Annotated in this window: 14 protein-coding genes; 3 read left to right on the forward strand and 11 right to left on the reverse strand. The window is 60.9% G+C overall.

Annotation, left to right across the window (positions count from 1 at the left end):
• Nucleotides 1-110 precede the first annotated feature (110 nt).
• The 10 genes from P3C29_RS08270 to P3C29_RS08315 form a co-directional block, all read right to left on the reverse strand.
• Entirely contained in the window at nt 111-1508 is a 1398-nt protein-coding gene (locus P3C29_RS08270) for a sigma 54-interacting transcriptional regulator (protein ID WP_169388039.1), read from the reverse strand.
• Entirely contained in the window at nt 1505-3076 is a 1572-nt protein-coding gene (locus P3C29_RS08275; protein ID WP_010173334.1) for an ABC transporter ATP-binding protein, read from the reverse strand. The genes P3C29_RS08270 and P3C29_RS08275 overlap by 4 nt, the downstream gene beginning before the upstream one ends.
• 11 nt (nt 3077-3087) lie before the next feature.
• Complete coding sequence (locus P3C29_RS08280) at nt 3088-4110, reverse strand: ABC transporter permease (protein WP_003208019.1); 1023 nt, start codon at nt 4108-4110, stop codon at nt 3088-3090.
• Nucleotides 4110-5171: a microcin C ABC transporter permease YejB gene (locus P3C29_RS08285; protein ID WP_275964268.1), complete on the reverse strand. Its 1062-nt coding sequence runs from the start codon at nt 5169-5171 to the stop codon at nt 4110-4112. The genes P3C29_RS08280 and P3C29_RS08285 overlap by 1 nt, the downstream gene beginning before the upstream one ends.
• Nucleotides 5171-7030: an extracellular solute-binding protein gene (locus tag P3C29_RS08290; protein ID WP_010173329.1), complete on the reverse strand. Its 1860-nt coding sequence runs from the start codon at nt 7028-7030 to the stop codon at nt 5171-5173. Before P3C29_RS08290 ends, P3C29_RS08285 begins: the two co-directional genes overlap by 1 nt.
• Nucleotides 7031-7170: 140 nt before the next feature.
• Nucleotides 7171-7452 carry a peptidylprolyl isomerase gene (locus P3C29_RS08295; RefSeq protein WP_003208024.1) on the reverse strand — a complete coding sequence of 94 codons (282 nt, stop codon included), beginning with the start codon at nt 7450-7452 and terminating at the stop codon, nt 7171-7173.
• Between the two features lie 88 nt (nt 7453-7540).
• Nucleotides 7541-8398 (reverse strand): LuxR C-terminal-related transcriptional regulator, encoded by an 858-nt coding sequence (locus P3C29_RS08300; RefSeq protein ID WP_242487047.1) that lies wholly within the window; start codon nt 8396-8398, stop codon nt 7541-7543.
• Nucleotides 8399-8454: 56 nt separating this feature from the next.
• Nucleotides 8455-9873 (reverse strand): aminotransferase, encoded by a 1419-nt coding sequence (locus P3C29_RS08305; protein WP_275964269.1) that lies wholly within the window; start codon nt 9871-9873, stop codon nt 8455-8457.
• Nucleotides 9874-9898: 25 nt separating this feature from the next.
• On the reverse strand, nt 9899-10999 hold the full coding sequence (locus P3C29_RS08310; protein WP_275964270.1) for a polyamine ABC transporter substrate-binding protein: 1101 nt from the start codon (nt 10997-10999) through the stop codon (nt 9899-9901).
• A 103-nt stretch (nt 11000-11102) separates the two neighbouring features.
• Nucleotides 11103-11597, reverse strand: coding sequence for a DUF1543 domain-containing protein (locus tag P3C29_RS08315; protein ID WP_275964271.1), 495 nt, complete (start codon nt 11595-11597; stop codon nt 11103-11105).
• A gap of 108 nt (nt 11598-11705) precedes the next feature.
• On the opposite strand from P3C29_RS08315, the gene P3C29_RS08320 reads away from it, so the two are divergent.
• Entirely contained in the window at nt 11706-12527 is an 822-nt protein-coding gene (locus tag P3C29_RS08320; RefSeq protein WP_275964272.1) for an aldo/keto reductase, read from the forward strand.
• Between the two features lie 55 nt (nt 12528-12582).
• On the opposite strand, the gene P3C29_RS08325 is transcribed toward P3C29_RS08320, so the two are convergent.
• Complete coding sequence (locus P3C29_RS08325; RefSeq protein ID WP_003208034.1) at nt 12583-13098, reverse strand: type VI secretion system tube protein TssD; 516 nt, start codon at nt 13096-13098, stop codon at nt 12583-12585.
• Between the two features lie 477 nt (nt 13099-13575).
• On the opposite strand from P3C29_RS08325, the gene tssA reads away from it, so the two are divergent.
• Nucleotides 13576-15129, forward strand: coding sequence for a type VI secretion system protein TssA (gene tssA / locus P3C29_RS08330; protein ID WP_275964364.1), 1554 nt, complete (start codon nt 13576-13578; stop codon nt 15127-15129).
• Nucleotides 15130-15161: 32 nt separating this feature from the next.
• The gene (gene tssB, locus P3C29_RS08335; RefSeq protein WP_201123368.1) at nt 15162-15659 is read left to right on the forward strand and encodes a type VI secretion system contractile sheath small subunit; all 498 of its coding nucleotides are present in this window, start codon (nt 15162-15164) and stop codon (nt 15657-15659) included.
• Nucleotides 15660-15666: the final 7 nt, after the last annotated feature.

Genomic DNA, 15666 nt, shown 5'->3' on the forward strand with positions numbered 1-15666 from the left:
GATTGATGGGGCTGCTTCGCAGCCCAGCGCGGGGCAAGCCCGCTCGCCACAGCAAGCCCGCTCCCACATTGGATTTTCTCTGTATTTGGAATTGTGTCTCTGTTTGGAGACTAGGCGATGCCCAAGGCAACCATCTTCTTGTACAAGGTCGACCGGCCCAGCCCCAGTCGCTTCGCCGCCTCCACCACATTCCCCTCACAGGCCTTCAACGCCGCCCCAATCACCTGCCGATCAAACCGCTCCCGGGCCGCGCTGAAACGCTCGCCCTCAACCGTCTCTACCGAACTGTGCTCCACCGGGCTGAACGTCCCGATGGCTGCGCGAATTTCGCTGGCATTCAACACCAGGTCATCACTCAACAACGCCGCCCGTTCCAGCACATTGCGCAGTTCGCGGATATTCCCCGGCCATGCATGCTGTGCCAATAACGCCAGGGCCTCGCGATCCAGCTCATGCTGGCTGCGCAACTCCTCCAGAATCGCCTCGCTCAGCGCCGGCAAATCATCCAGCCGCGCGCGCAATGGCGGCACCTGGATCGGCAGCACATTCAGCCGGTAATACAGGTCCGCCCGAAATTCGCCGCGCTTGATCGCCGCTTCCAGGTCCATCGACGTGGCGGCAATCACCCGCACATCGCTGTGGATCATCTCGTTGGAGCCCACCGGCTCGAACTCTTTCTCCTGCAACACCCGCAGCAATTTGCTTTGGAGCGGTAGGGGCATGTCGCCGATCTCATCAAGGAACAGCGTGCCGCCCTGGGCAATTTGCAACTTGCCGGGACGGCCCTTGCGGTCGGCGCCGGTAAACGCGCCCGGTGCGGTGCCGAAGAACTCAGCTTCCAGCAAATCATGAGGAATGGCCGCGCTGTTGATACTGACAAACGCCTTGTGTGCCCGGGGCGAGGCGCCGTGAATCGCCTGGGCCAACAGTTCTTTGCCAGTGCCGGTTTCCCCCAGCAGCAACACCGGCGACTCCGCGCTCGCACTGCGCCGCGCCCGGCGTTTGACTTCCAGGCTGGCCGCGCTGGTGCCGATAAAGTGCGCGAAGTTGTACTTGCTCTGCCGCGACCTCAGCAGCGAACGGGTAGACGCCAGTTCCTGCTGCATGCTCAGGTAGCGCTCGATCAGCGGCGACAGGTTGCGCAGCTCATCAAACAGTGCAAACCCGATCGCTCCGATCACCTTGCCCGCATCGTCATGGATCGGCAGGCGCATCACCACCAGCGGGCCTTTGGGGGTGTCCTGGATGTCCAGCAAAATCGGCTGGTCATTGCGCACCACCTGGCGCAGCAGGCTGTTGGAAATCACCTGCTCACACGGCTGGCCGATGGCGTCGTCGGCGTTTTTCAGGCCGAAGCGCTTGGCGTAGCGCTCGTTCATCCAGACGATATTCGCGTCGCCGTCGACAATCACGGTGCCTTCGCTGGACTGCTCGATGATCTCGAACAATGACTGGATCGCCAGGCCGCGAACGTATTGGTAATCCTTGAGGCTGCCGGTGGTGCTCATGGGTGCGCCGCCGCGAGGAGTTCCCGGGTGTAGGGGTGTTGAGGCGCGGCAAACACTTCATCGCTCGGCCCGCGTTCCACCACCTTGCCGTCCTTGATCACGATCATGTCGTGGGCCAGGGCCCGCACTACGGCGAGGTCATGGCTGATAAACAGGTAGGTCAGGCCGTACTTTTCCTGTAGCTCAAGCAGCAATGCCACCACCTGTTTCTGCACGGTACGGTCCAGCGCCGAGGTGGGTTCGTCCAGCAGGATCAACGCCGGCTTGAGCACCAGGGCGCGGGCAATGGCGATGCGCTGGCGCTGGCCTCCGGAGAATTCATGGGGGTAGCGATGCCGGCTGGCGGGGTCCAGGCCCACATCTTCCAGCACGCGGATCACCTGGGCTTCGCGGTCCTTGAGACTGCACGGGGCATGCACTTCCAGGCCTTCGCTGATGATCTGCGCCACCGACATCCGTGGGCTGAGGCTGCCGAACGGGTCCTGGAACACCACCTGCATCTGCTTGCGCCACGGCTGCATCTGCTTTTGCGTCAGGCCTTCGAGGGCCTCGCCCTGGAAGCGAATCGCGCCGCTGGAATCCAGCAGCCGCAAAATCGCCTGGCCCAGGGTGGATTTGCCCGAGCCGGACTCGCCGACAATCCCCAGCGTCTTGCCGCGCTGCACCGTCAGGCTGATGCCATCCACGGCTTGCAGGTACTGCTTGCGCCGGAACAGGCCACCGCCCAGCGGGAACTGCACGCTCAAGTCATCCACCTGCAACACCGTGTCGCGCACCTCGTGATTCAAGACGATGCCTGCCGGTTCTGCATCCAGCAGCAGGCGGCTGTAAGGGTGCTTGGGCGCGCAGAACAGGGTTTCGCAATCCGCCTGCTCGACAATCTCCCCGGCCTTCATCACGCACACCCGCTGGGCAATGCTGCGCACCAGGTTGAGGTCGTGGCTGATCAGCAGCAGCGACATGCCCAGGCGCTGTTGCAGGGACTTGAGCAGCAGCAGGATCTTGCGCTGCACCGTCACGTCCAGTGCGGTGGTCGGCTCGTCGGCGATCAACAGTTCCGGCTCGCAGGCCAGGGCCATGGCGATCATCACCCGCTGGCGCTGGCCGCCGGAGAGTTGATGGGGGTAGGCCTTGAGGCGCTCCCGGGGTTTCTGGATGCCCACCAGTTCGAGCAGTTCAAGGATGCGCGCCTGGGCTTGCTTGCCGCCCAGGCCCTTGTGCAGCAGCAGGGTTTCGCCGATCTGTTTCTCGATGCTGTGCAGCGGGTTCAGGGAGGTCATCGGCTCCTGGAAGATCATCGCAATCCGGTTGCCCCGCAGTTTTTGCAGGGTGGCGGGCGAAGCGCCGAGCAGTTCCTGGCCGCGATAACGTATCGAGCCGGTGGTCTCGGTGCCGGCTTCGGGCAGCAGTTGCAGGATCGAATGGGCAGTCACCGACTTGCCCGAACCCGACTCGCCCACCAGCGCCAGGCACTCGCCGGGGCGTACATCCAGGCACAGCTTGCGCACCACGGTCTGGCCGTTGAAGGCGACGCTCAGGTCGCGAATCTCGATCAGGTTTTCAGTCATCTCAACGGCCTTCATGAGCGTGGGTCGAAGGCGTCACGCAACGCCTCGCCGATAAACACCAGCAACGACAGGATCAGCGCCAGGGTGAAAAACGCAGTCAGCCCCAGCCACGGCGCTTGCAGGTTCTGCTTGCCCTGGGCGATCAGTTCACCCAGGGAGGCGCTGCCGGCGGGCATGCCGAAGCCGAGGAAATCCAGGGCGCTCAAGGTGGAAATCGCCCCGGTCAAAATGAACGGCAAGTAGCTCAGGGTGGCGGTCATCGCGTTCGGCAGGATATGCCGGCGGATGATCTTGCCGTCCCCCAGGCCCAGCGCCCGCGCGGCCTTGACGTACTCCAGGTTGCGCCCCCGCAGGAACTCGGCGCGCACCACGTCCACCAGGGCCAGCCACGAAAACAGCGCCATGATGCCCAGCAACCACCAGAAATTCGGCTCGACAAACCCCGACAGAATGATCAGCAAGTACAGCACCGGCAGCCCGGACCACACTTCCAGGATGCGTTGCCCGAGCAGGTCGACCCAGCCACCGTAGTAACCCTGCAAGGCCCCGGCGGCGATGCCGATGGCGGCGCTGATGGCGGTGAGGGCCAGGGCAAACAGGATCGACACCCGTGCGCCGAAGATCACCCGCGCCAGCACGTCGCGGGACTGGTCGTCGGTGCCCAGCCAGTTCACGCTCGAGGGCGGGCTGGGGGCAGGGCGGGTCAGTTCATAGTTGGGGGTGTCGTCGCTGAACGGGATCGGCGGGAACAGCATCCAGCCGCCGTCCTTCTTGATCAGGTTCTGCACGTATTCACTGCGGTAATCCGCCTGGAATGGCAGCTGCCCGCCGAACTCCTGCTCGGTGTAGCGTTTGAACACCGGGAAATACAGCTCGTTCTGGTAGCTGAGCACCAGGGGTTTGTCGTTGGCGATCAGTTCGCCGCCGAGGGTCAGGATAAACAGGCCGATAAACAGCCACAGCGACCACCAGCCGCGACGGTTCTTCTTGAAGCGTTCAAAGCGCCGACGGGCCACGGGAGAGAGCTTGAGCATCAGGCGTTCCTCGCGGCGAAGTCGATACGCGGGTCCACCAGGGTGTAGCAGAGGTCACCGATGAGTTTTATCAGGAGGCCAAACAACGTGAAGATAAACAACGAACCGAATACCACCGGATAGTCCCGTGAAACCGCCGCTTCGTAGCTCATGCGGCCCAGGCCATCAAGGGAGAAAATCACCTCGATCAGCAGCGAGCCGGCAAAGAACACGGCGATAAACGCCTGGGGAATCCCCGAGATCACCAGCAGCATGGCGTTGCGAAACACATGCCCGTACAGCACCCGGCGTTCGCTCAAGCCTTTGGCCCGGGCGGTGACCACGTACTGGCGGGTGATTTCATTGAGGAACGAGTTTTTGGTGAGGATGGTCAAGGTGGCGAAACCGCCGATCACCAGGGCGCTGACCGGTAATACCAGGTGCCAGAAGTAATCGGCGATCTTGCCCACGGTGCTCAACTGGTCGAAGTTTTCCGAGACCAGCCCGCGCACCGGGAACCAGTTCAGCGAGGTGCCGCCGGCGAATACCACAATCAGGAACATCGCAAACAGGAACGCCGGCATCGCATAGCCAATCACGATGGCGGTGCTGCTCCACACATCAAAACTGCTGCCATGGCGCACCGCCTTGCGAATCCCCAGCGGGATCGACACCAGGTAGGTGATCAAGGTGGCCCACAGCCCAAGGGAAATGGTCACCGGCATCTTTTCGAGGATCAGGTCGGTCACGCTTTTGCCGCGAAAGAAACTGTTGCCGAAGTCCAGCTGGGCGTAGCTCTTGAGCATCAGCCACAGGCGTTCCGGCGCGGGTTTGTCGAAGCCGTATTGTTTTTCGATGTCCTTGATCAGTTTTGGGTCCAGGCCTCGGCTGGCCCGTGAACCACTGCTGAGGCTTTCGGCAGACGAGCCGCCGACACCTGCGCCACCGATGCCTTGCAGGTGGGCGATGGCCTGTTCCACCGGCCCGCCGGGCGCGGCCTGCACGATAACGAAGTTCACCAGCAGGATTATCACCAGGGTCGGAATGATCAGCAGCAAGCGCCGCACGATATAGGCAAACATCAGCGGGCTCCCGGGCGTTTGGTCAGTTCGGCTTTCATCTGTTCATTGGTCAGCGGCGTGGGGCTGATTTCCCACCAGGTTTCCAGGGCTTCGTCCGTCTTGGCTTCCACCGCCGGGCGGCCGAAGCGGTTCCACCACGCGGCGGAGGTGCCCGGCGGGTAGTAGTTGGGAATCCACAGGTAATTCCATTGCAGTACGCGGTCCAGGGCGTGGGCGTAACTGAGCATCTGCGACTGGGTGTTGGCCTTGACCAGGCCGTTGATCAGGCTGTCGACAGCCGGGTCTTTCAGCACCATGTAGTTGTTGGCGCCGGTATCAAACGCAGCGGCGGAACCGAAGTAGTTGTACAGCTCCATCCCCGGCGAAGTGGTGACAGGGAAGCCGGTGACGATCATGTCGTAGTCCCGGGCCATCAGGCGGTTGACGTATTGCGAGGAGTCGATACGGCGGATGTTCAGGGTGATGCCGATCTGCGCCAGGTTGCGTTTGTACGGCAACAACAGGCGTTCCATGCCGTTCTGGGCATTGAGGAAGGTGAACTCCAGTGGCTCGCCGGCGGCGTTTACCAGTTTGTCGCCGTCGGGCTTCCAGCCGGCCTGTTCCAGCAGCGCCAGGGCTTGCAGTTGCTTGTCGCGAATCATCCCCGTGCCATCGGTGGTGGGGGCCTTGAACACCTGGGTAAACACTTCGTCGGGAATCTGGCCGCGCAGGGGTTCCAGAATCGCCAACTCCTGGGCGTCCGGCAGTTGGGTCGCTGCCAGCGGGCTGTTGGAGAAGAAGCTCTGCTGGCGGATGTACATATTGCGCATCATCTGCCGGTTGGCCCATTCGAAGTCCCATAGCATGGCCAGGGCCTGGCGCACGCGGCGGTCCTTGAACATCGGTTTTTGCACGTTGAACACGTAGCCCTGGGCCGGTTGCGGTGCTTCCTTGGCCAGGTGCGCGCGTTGCAGGCGGCCATCGTCAAGGGCCGGGCCGTTGTAGCCGATGGAGTAGCCGGTGGCGGAGAATTCGCGGTTGAAGTCGTAGGCACCGCCCCGCAGGACCTGGCGCGCCACTTCGGTGTCGCCGAAGTATTCGAGGCTCAGGTGATCGAAGTTGTACAGGCCACGGCTGATGGGCAGGTCTTTGCCCCACCAGTTCGGGTCGCGCTTGAAGGTGATGGTGTTGCCGGCATCCACCTTGCTGATGGTGTAGGGGCCGCTGCCGAGGGGGATCTCGTAGCCGCCGCCGTTGGCGAAGTCGCGGGTCTTCCACCAGTGCTCGGGAAATACCGGCAGGGTGGCGACGTCCAGGGGCAGGGTGCGGTTTTCATTGCTTGCGAAATCGAATCGCACCTGGCGCGGGCCTTCGACTTCCACGTGTTTGACGTCGGCGAACAGCGTGCGGTAGCGCAGGCTGCCCTGGGTCATCAGCAGGTCGAAGCTGTAGCGCACGTCTTCGGCGGTGATCGGCTGGCCATCGGCGAAGCGCGCCTTGGGGTTCAGGTAAAAACGCAGGGACAGACCGTCGTCTGACCGCTCCATCTTTTCCGCCACCAGGCCGTAGACCGTATAGGGCTCGTCCAGCGAGCGCAGGGCCAGGGGCGAATACAGCCAGCCGTCGACCTGGCTCACGCCGATGCCTTTGTCGCCGTAGGGCAGCACATGGTCGTAGCGGCCAATCTCGATCGCCGAGCGCCGCAGGCTGCCGCCCTTGGGGGCATTCGGGTTGACATAGTCGAAGTGGGTGAAACCGGGTTGGTATTTGGCCGGTTCGCCGTACACGGTCAGCGCCGATTGCGGCGCGGCGATCACGGCGGTGCTGGCCAGCAGCAGGGCCAGGGTGGAGCAAAACAGGGTAGAAAAAGCGACTCGCATTATCAGCCTTGGGCGCCGGGTGAAGAGGTAAAGGGATTTGTACGCTAAGCGCGTACGCATCGCCAGTCATCACACTGTCACAGATGCACAACGGCCCACCAAAGGGCGGGCCGTTGTTTCAAGCATTAGCGCGGACCGGATCAGTCCTGGCGGCTGGTCACTTCCAGCAGGTGATAACCGAACTGGGTTTTCACCGGGCCTTGCACAGTGTTGACCGGGGCGCTGAATACGACGGTGTCGAATTCTTTAACCATTTGGCCCGGGCCGAACGAACCCAGGTCGCCGCCTTGACGGCTGGACGGGCAGGACGAGTTGGCTTTGGCAACTTCGGCGAAATCGGCGCCGCCTTCGATTTGTGCTTTCAGTTCGTTGCACTTGTCTTCGGTGGCAACGAGGATGTGACGGGCGGTGGCTTTGGCCATGAGGGGTATCTCCTTGGGTAAAAATGCTGAGCGTACCGGATTCAGGTGGTTATTTCCTGGCAAAGTTCCCCCGGGTTGCCCGGACGGCTCAGGATCGGGCCATCACACCGCTGTGGGTCAGCCAATCGATAAACAGCGCAAACAGCTCCGCCTGGGAGTTGATCTCAAGCTTGGTATACAAATGCTTGCGGTGCATGCGTACGGTTTCCGGGGAGATGCCCAGCACCTGCGCGGTGGATTTCACCGAGTGTCCGCGCAGGATCAGGTGGGCAATTTCCCGCTCGCGCACGGTCAATACGCCGCTGCCAAAATGCATGAACGCGGCTTCAATCTGCTGATGCACCTGGGTCTGGGTGAAGGCTTCGTCGCTGATCACCTTGCACAACCCGCCCGTGGTGCCGAAGCGGCGCAGCAGTTCACGCACGATGGGTTGGGCGGTTCGCAGCAGCGCCAGTTGTTCGTCACTGAACTGCCCGGCACTCAGGCCCTGGAACATGCACAGGGAGATTTTGCTGTTGGGGCACAGGTCGACGATGTAGTAGCTCTCCTGGGCGCCGCCGCTGCGCAGGTAGTAGGTCTTGTAGTACTCGCTGCTGAAGAAGTCGTCCGGGGCGATTTGTGCCAGGTGGTAGAAACCTTCGGCCAGGCCCTTGTCCACTGCGAGGCAGAACGGGTCCAGCAGGTAGCCCCGGGAAAAGTAGCGGTTGATGATTTCTTCGTAGTGCGGCCGGGGGATGCCTTGCTGGTAGAGCAAGTGCGGCGCCTGGCCCTGGCGCTCCAGGCTGATCATCATCGATTCGATGGGGGTCAGGGCGCTGAGGGCGCAGGCCAGGTGTTCAAGGAATGACGCCTCGTCAACGCTGACGAAGGCGTGGGCCAACGCGCCATTCCAGGCTTCAAGCACCTGGAAGGACGGGGCAGGGCAGTGATCGGCATTTTGGCTCATGCCGGCCAGTCTACCCGCCGGCCACGGCCCCGGCAAAAGCACCGAGGCGGCGGGGTTCATCGGCCTTGATACTCGCCGCTTTGGCGCAGCTCTTCGGCGGTGTCCAGAATGCACTGGCGCAGGATCTCCACCACTTGATCCACCTGGGCATGGGTGATGATCAACGGCGGCGACATCACATTCAGATGGCCGATGGGCCGCACCAGCAAGCCTTTGGCCTGGGCCCGCAGGTGGATTTTCTCGCCGATGTTCACCGCGTCCGGCAGCAGCGCCTTGGAGTGTTTGTCGGCGACAAACTCGATGCAGGCCATCAACCGCTGGCAACGCACGTCACCCACCAGCGGCAGACTGGCCAGGGTTTGCAGGCGCTGTTCCAGGTACACGCCGACGTCTTCGACATGGGCCAGCAGGTTTTCCCGCTCGATGATCTCGATGTTCTTCAGCGCCGCCACGCAACTCACCGGATGGCCGCTGTAGGTGAAACCGTGGGTAAAGCAGCGGCCCTTGCCCGGCTCGCCGATCACTTGCCAGATGCGGTCCGAGAAAATACACGCGCCCAGGGGCAGGTAGCCGGAGGTCAGGCCCTTGGCGGTGGTGATGATGTCTGGCTGCATGTCGAACACCTCCTGGGAGGCGAAGAATTTTCCCAGCCGGCCGAAGGACGTCACTACTTCATCCGCCACGTACAGCAGGTCATAACGTTGGCAGATTTCCCACATGCGCCGGTGGTAACCCTTCGGCGGAATGATCACACCGCCCGAGCCCATGATCGGTTCGGCAAAGAACGCCGCCACCTTGTCGGCGCCAATCGTGAGGATTTTGTCTTCGAACTCATCCACCAGGAAATCGAGAAATTGCGCCTCGCTCATGCCCGCAGGCGCCCGGTAATAGTTGGGGCATGAAATGTGGTGGAACAGGTCGCTCATGAAATCGAATTCCGGCGCGCGGTCGGCGGCCTTGTTGCCGATGGACATCGTCAGGAACGTGGAGCCGTGGTACGCGCTGAATCGCGAGATGATGTGCTTCTTCTCGTGCTTGCCGCGACTGTTCTGATAGAACTGCACCAGGCGGTAGGCGGTATCGACCGCCGTGGACCCGCCGGTGGTCAGGAATACATGGTCAAGGTCGCCGGGGGCCAGGCTGGCAAGCTTGGCGCACAGTTCGATGGCGGTGACGTTGGCCATGTCGCAAAACGGGTTGGAGTACGCCAACTGGCGAACCTGGTTGGCGATGGCGTCGGCCATTTCCTCGCGACCCAGGCCGATATTCGTGCACCACATGCCGCCGACCGCATCCAGGTAGCGGTTGCCGGCGGTGTCGTAGATGTAGGCGCCGTCGCCGGCCGCGATGTTCAGCGAGCCTTGTTCGCGGTGCTCGTCGAACATGTGGAAGCCGTGCATGTAATGGGCCTTGTCGGCGGCGTCCAGTTGGTCATGGTCGAACTGGGCGAAAAAAGCAGGATTTGGCAGAGTCATGGCATTTACCTTCAATGGCTGGGTTTCACTTGCCGGTCTTCACGGCATTCCAGGTACGGGTGATCAGGCGCACGGCGGCTTGGGACTGGCTTTTCTGGGTGAACAAGCGCTGCATCGTTGCCGCGTCCGGGTAGATGGCCGGGTTGTTGCGAATGTCTGCGTTGACCAGGGGCTTGGAGGCAAGGTTGCTGTTGGCGTAGTGAATGGTGTTGCTGACGCCGGCGATTACCTCGGGCTGCAGGAGGAACTCGATGAATTTGTGGGCATTCGCCACATGGGGTGCATCAGCCGGGATGTAGAAGTTATCGAACCAGATCAGAGAGCCTTCCTTGGGGATGAAGTAACCCAGGTTGACCTTGGCCCCGGCTTCCGCCGCCCGGGCCTGGGACGTGGCGTAATCGCCGGACCAGGTGGTGGCCATGCACAGCTCACCGTTGGCCAGGCCGTTGATAAAGCCGCTGGAGTCGAATTTACGGATGTAGGGCCGTACGGCCATCAACACATCCTGGGCAGCCTTGAGGTCTTTGGGCGCCACGCTGTTGGGGTCCAGGCCGAGGTAGGTTAGGGCCAGCGGGATCATGTCGGTGGGAGAGTCGATAAAGGTGATGCCGCAGTCGGCGAAACGCGAAATGATCTTGGGGTCGAAGATCATCGCCAGGGAGCCGATGGGGGCGTCCGGCATGCGTTCCTTGATCTTGTCGACGTTGTAGGTCACGCCATTGCTGCCCCAGGTGTAGGGCGCGGAATAGGTCACGCCCGGGTCATGGGTTTCCAGGCTTTTCAGCACTTGAGGGTCGAGGTTATTCCAGTCGGGCAGCAGCGCTTTGTTGAGGGGCTGGAACGCCTTGGCCTTGATCAGCAGCGGTACCAGTGACGCGTTGAGCACCACCAGGTCATAACCCGAGCGCCCGGAGAGCAATTTGCCCTGTACGGTTTCGTAGGAATCATAGGTGTCGTAGATCACCTTGATGCCGGTGGCTTTTTCGAAGTCGGCGAGGGTGTGTTCCCCGATGTAATCGGCCCAGTTGTAGATGCGCAAGGTGTTGCCCGGGTCGTCAGCGGCCTGGCTGAGGGACGTTGATGCAAGCAAGACAGCGCTGAACAGGGCGATAACGGCTTTATGCATGGCGGACCCACCTTGAAGTTGTGCTTGTTGTCAGGCCGAGGGGCTGATTGCACTTTCAGGCAGGTAGCGGGTGGGCGCCATACCCCGTTCGGGTAGGAGGCCGTCAGGGCAAGACGATGTAGTCGTTTTGCGTGATGATCGGGCGGTGTGCGCCGGGTTCCAGATGGATATAACGCCCGTCTACCAGGTCGATGGGCAGGCAATCGTCGATATCCAGCACGCCGTCGGTATGGGACTGCGTCCAGTGGCTGAGCATCTGTTGTTTGCCCTGGGCTGCTGCTTCCTTGGCCGTGCGGGCAACCACCAGCAGGTAGTGGTGGGCTTCGCCAAAGCTATTGGCTTCATAACCGCCCAGGTTGATGAAGTACAGACGCGGTGCCCCGGCGTTAGGCGCCAGGTGGCTGAGCTGGACTTTCCAGCCGTCAATCCCGTCGACCGTCATCCAGGAATCGATATGCACACCTTTCTGGCTGCCGAACCAGCCATCGCGCAGTTGCGGATAGGCGGCTTCCAGGGTGTCGGCAACGGCAAACACTACGTCGTGCACTTCGATTTTCGCCCGGGGATGCTTGCCCCCGAGCATGACCACAAACAGCATTGCACGTCCTTTCTAAGGCTAGGATGGAAAGTGCCACCATCCTTCGATTGAACCCTTTTGTCCAGTCAGTGCCACACTGTTAATTCGCGAATTCATCAGGAGGTTGTCATGCGTACCATTGATCTGGCCGGCGTTCCCGTCCCTGTCATCGGCCAGGGGACCTGGCGCATGGGCGAAAATCCCGACCAACGCAGCGCTGAGGTATCCGCTTTGCAACTGGGCATTGATGAGGGCATGACCCTGATCGATACCGCTGAAATGTACGGCGAAGGCGGCGCCGAAGAAGTCGTCGGCGAGGCGATTCGCGGCAGGCGCGACCAGGTGTTCCTGGTCAGCAAGGTGTACCCGCACAATGCCAGCCGCAAAGGTGTTCCGCAGGCCTGCGAGGCCAGTCTCCAGCGTCTGGGCACCGACTACATCGATCTGTATCTGCTGCATTGGCGTGGGCAGTATCCCCTTGAAGAAACGGTGGAAGCCTTCGAGCGCTTGCGTGAGGCTGGCAAAATCGGTCGTTGGGGCGTGTCCAACTTTGATGTGGCCGACCTGCAGGAACTGGCGTCCCCGGCCTGTGCCACCAATCAGGTGCTCTACAACATCGAAGAGCGCGGTATCGAGTTCGACCTGCTGCCCTGGTGGCAGCAACACAATTTGCCCTTGATGGCCTACTGTCCCATCGCCCAGGGTGGCGAGCTGTTGACCAGCCCGACCCTCAAACAAATTGCCCGTCGCCACGAGGTCACACCCGCCCAGGTTTCCCTGGCTTGGGTCTTGCGCCAGGACGGTGTGATCGCGATTCCCAAGGCCGTGACGCCCGAGCATGTGCGGCTCAATGCTGCGGCGGCGAAGCTTGTGCTGGATGAGCACGACCTGGACGCAATTGACCGGGTTTTCGGTGCGCCCAAACGCAAGCATCCGCTGGCGATGGTCTAGTGCCCGACAGAAACGGCGCCGTCCATGGCGTTGCCGTTTCTGTTTCGGGTTGTGCTTAGCCAGCTACCGGGCTGCGCCAATCATCAGAGCCCGAGGTGCCGGACACTTCGTGGGTCCAGACGATTTTCCGGTAAGTGAAATACACATCCTCCAGGTGCGTGAAGTGCGCGTTGTTCGGGTCCTGGCAGTTAGGCATCCGTGACTGGATGTCTACCAGGATCGCGTCCTCCAACTCGATGGTGAAGTAGTGCTCCTGCGTGCCGGCTGAAGAGGTGCGGTACCACTCAAGGCGGCACTTGACCATTTCCCCGGAGGTCAGGGCGCTGAACAGCAGCGGCGAAGACTTATCGAACACCTTGCTGATCATCAGGGGTTTGTGCACGCGCTGACCGGTCGGCTGGCCGGATTGCGGGTCTCGGGGAATGATCACCTGATGCTGGAAAGCTTCCACCAGGATCTGGTCTTCGTGGCCTTCCTGATAAATGTTGCCGACCGAGTCCTGGGTGAATGTGCCTGCCGTGATCAAGCCTTGCTTGGTGCCGGTGATGGAGAGATACGCGGGTGTTGGCATGACGGGTTTCCTTGCCTGATAAATGAGGTCGCCCCAGCCGACTGATTTGCCGGCTGGGTAATGCTCGATATCAAGAAGCGTGCCGGAAAGTTAAGGAGGTAATGAAAACAGGGAGTTAAGATTTTATCGGGTCTTGTTTCGACGGAGAGTGCTGATTTGTAGCTGGCGTTAATTGTATTTATTTGCGCATAGGTGTGCAGTTAGTTGCTCATGTCGATACAGGGTTTCGTTCGCAGGGTCTGCTTGATTAATGGTGTTAGTTGTTGTTTTGGCTGCGCAAATTGTTGCGCATCGTCGAATTATATATTTTCGTAGGAAATTCCTTAACCATCGTTTCGTGGCTTGAACATTGTTTTTTGCACGGATAAGGTTCGTGCTCTTCCCGCCGGGAAGACGAACTTTAAACAGTGTTCTGGTGGGCGCTTGAATTGCCATTAGTTCGCTGAATATATCCAGGGAAGTAAAGTGCGGCCAATGATGGTTTATTCAGACAGGCTTTCCGATTATTACCTCGAACTTGCGCAGGCACCCAACTCAAAAGCGAGTTTTGCGGGCGTCGATATGCGTTTTTCGACCGAGTATGAGGCCCTTGAAACCGAGCTCGGCAAGGCGCATTCCCTGCACGGTAACAGTCAGCCTGACTGGCAGTGGGTGGTGGAAAAAAGTGAGGCCCTGTTACGTCATCAATCCAAGGACTTGCGGGTTGCCGTCTGGTTGACCTGGGCATTGCATCAGCGCGAGTCCTTCGCCGGCCTTCTCGCCGGCCTCGGATTGTTGCGCTACCTCTGTGAGCATCATTGGGCGGTCGTATATCCAGGCAAGCTGCGCACCCGCAGCGCCGCATTTGGCTGGCTGGTGCCGCGCCTTGGGCAGGTGCTTGCGCAAAATCTTTCGTTCAAGGACCAGCGCCCCCTGTTCCATTGCATGCTCGAACACCTGGTCCGGCTGGATGAGCTATGGACCGAACATCTCTCTGAAGACGCGCCGCTGTTACTGCCTGTTCGCAGGCAACTGTCGGACAGGCTGAAGCAGGCCACCGAGAGTGACCCCCCTCCAGGCGGTACGGCCGCGGTGATCGCCCAGATCAAGCAGGTGGCCACTCAGCTGCTGGCGCCCGAGCCGGTCGTGGATAACGAAAAGGACGCTCATAAGCTGCTGCGCACGTTGCAGGAGAGTGCCCGGCCTCTGTCGGCCTGGTGGCAGCGCCAGAATGCCACGGACCTGCGTGCGCTGCGCCTGAACCGAACCTTGACCTGGCTGACGATCACCAGCCTCCCGGATTGCAACAGCGAGCAGGTCACGCCTTTGCGAGGCCCTGCGCCGGACAAGCTCAAACGTTACCAGGAGCGCTTCGCCCAGGGGCAGCACGCCGACCTGTTGTTGGAGCTTGAGGCCAGCCTGGCGTGCGCACCTTTCTGGTTTGACGGTTTGTACCGGGTGTGGGAGTGCCTGCAGGCACTTCAGGCCGATCTGGCCATGACCGAGCTGGAAGTGCACTTCGCCCTGTTGCTCCAGCGATTGCCGGGGCTCCTACAGCTGCGCTTCCACGATGGAACTCCCTTCGCCGACTCCGTTACCCGAGGCTGGATCAACACCCAGGTTACCCGCCATTTGCAAGCCACGGTGACCCCCAAGTCGGTGCCTGATGCCCAGGCAGCGCCCTGGGACAAAGCGTTGCATGACGTTATGCCCGTATTGCGCAAGGACGGGTTCAAGGCGGCCGTTCGGTCGCTCAAGCAAGGCATGCAAAGCGCTGCAGGTGAGCGTGCCCGGTTTCATTGGCGACTTGGCCTGGCCCGGTTGTGTGTCCTGGCGGGCAAGCATGACCTCGCCAAAGTCCAGCTCGACCATCTGGACCACGAACTGCAGCAATCAGGCTTGCAGCGCTGGGAGCCCGAGCTGGCGGTTGAAGTGCTGCAACTCTTGTATGGCTGTTGTGATGTGTTGCCGCAAAGCCATTCCGTGCGTGAGCGCAAGGAAGAAGTCCATCGCAGGCTGTGCCACTTCGATCTTGAAGCGGTACTTGAATAGGCTTTCGAGCCACCCGAAAAAGGAGAAACACCATGGCGAAAGAAGGTTCGGTAGCCCCCAAGGAACGCATCAATATCACGTTCAAACCCGCCGTCGGCACTGCGCAGGAAGAGGTCGAGCTGCCGTTGAAACTGCTGGTGCTCGGCGACTTCACCCAGCGTGAAGACCTGCGCAAGCTGGAAGATCGCAAGCCCATCGGTATCGACAAGAACAGCCTTGACGAAGTGCTGGCCAAGCAAGCCTTGAGCCTGACGTTAAACGTTGCCAATCGGCTCCAGGACGCTGCCGAACCTGATGAGTTGGCGATCCAGGTCAGGATCAATGCGATGAAGGATTTCAACCCTGCACACCTGATTGAGCAAATTCCCGAGCTGAAAAAGCTCATGGAATTGCGTGATGCACTTGTTGCGCTCAAGGGACCGCTGGGCAACACACCCAGCTTTCGAAAAGCCATTGAAGACGCCCTCGGCGATGACGAGTCCCGCACCCGGGTCTTGGCTGAACTGGGGCTGGACAGCTCCGCCGTATGACTCTTTC

It is taken from the genome of Pseudomonas sp. 1912-s (genome assembly GCF_029269205.1).
Taxonomy (GTDB): Bacteria; Pseudomonadota; Gammaproteobacteria; order Pseudomonadales; family Pseudomonadaceae; genus Aquipseudomonas.

What these genes read in the sequence shown, in the direction of transcription:
- P3C29_RS08310 (WP_275964270.1), bottom strand. Translation starts at nt 10,999, where the DNA reads ATGCATAAAGCCGTTATCGCCCTGTTCAGCGCTGTCTTGCTTGCATCA.
- tssB (WP_201123368.1), top strand. Translation starts at nt 15,162, where the DNA reads ATGGCGAAAGAAGGTTCGGTAGCCCCCAAGGAACGCATCAATATCACG.
- P3C29_RS08275 (WP_010173334.1), bottom strand. Translation starts at nt 3,076, where the DNA reads ATGACTGAAAACCTGATCGAGATTCGCGACCTGAGCGTCGCCTTCAAC.
- P3C29_RS08305 (WP_275964269.1), bottom strand. Translation starts at nt 9,873, where the DNA reads ATGACTCTGCCAAATCCTGCTTTTTTCGCCCAGTTCGACCATGACCAA.
- P3C29_RS08315 (WP_275964271.1), bottom strand. Translation starts at nt 11,597, where the DNA reads ATGCTGTTTGTGGTCATGCTCGGGGGCAAGCATCCCCGGGCGAAAATC.
- P3C29_RS08320 (WP_275964272.1), top strand. Translation starts at nt 11,706, where the DNA reads ATGCGTACCATTGATCTGGCCGGCGTTCCCGTCCCTGTCATCGGCCAG.
- tssA (WP_275964364.1), top strand. Translation starts at nt 13,576, where the DNA reads ATGGTTTATTCAGACAGGCTTTCCGATTATTACCTCGAACTTGCGCAG.
- P3C29_RS08325 (WP_003208034.1), bottom strand. Translation starts at nt 13,098, where the DNA reads ATGCCAACACCCGCGTATCTCTCCATCACCGGCACCAAGCAAGGCTTG.
- P3C29_RS08285 (WP_275964268.1), bottom strand. Translation starts at nt 5,171, where the DNA reads ATGTTTGCCTATATCGTGCGGCGCTTGCTGCTGATCATTCCGACCCTG.
- P3C29_RS08300 (WP_242487047.1), bottom strand. Translation starts at nt 8,398, where the DNA reads ATGAGCCAAAATGCCGATCACTGCCCTGCCCCGTCCTTCCAGGTGCTT.
- P3C29_RS08295 (WP_003208024.1), bottom strand. Translation starts at nt 7,452, where the DNA reads ATGGCCAAAGCCACCGCCCGTCACATCCTCGTTGCCACCGAAGACAAG.
- P3C29_RS08290 (WP_010173329.1), bottom strand. Translation starts at nt 7,030, where the DNA reads ATGCGAGTCGCTTTTTCTACCCTGTTTTGCTCCACCCTGGCCCTGCTG.
- P3C29_RS08270 (WP_169388039.1), bottom strand. Translation starts at nt 1,508, where the DNA reads ATGAGCACCACCGGCAGCCTCAAGGATTACCAATACGTTCGCGGCCTG.
- P3C29_RS08280 (WP_003208019.1), bottom strand. Translation starts at nt 4,110, where the DNA reads ATGCTCAAGCTCTCTCCCGTGGCCCGTCGGCGCTTTGAACGCTTCAAG.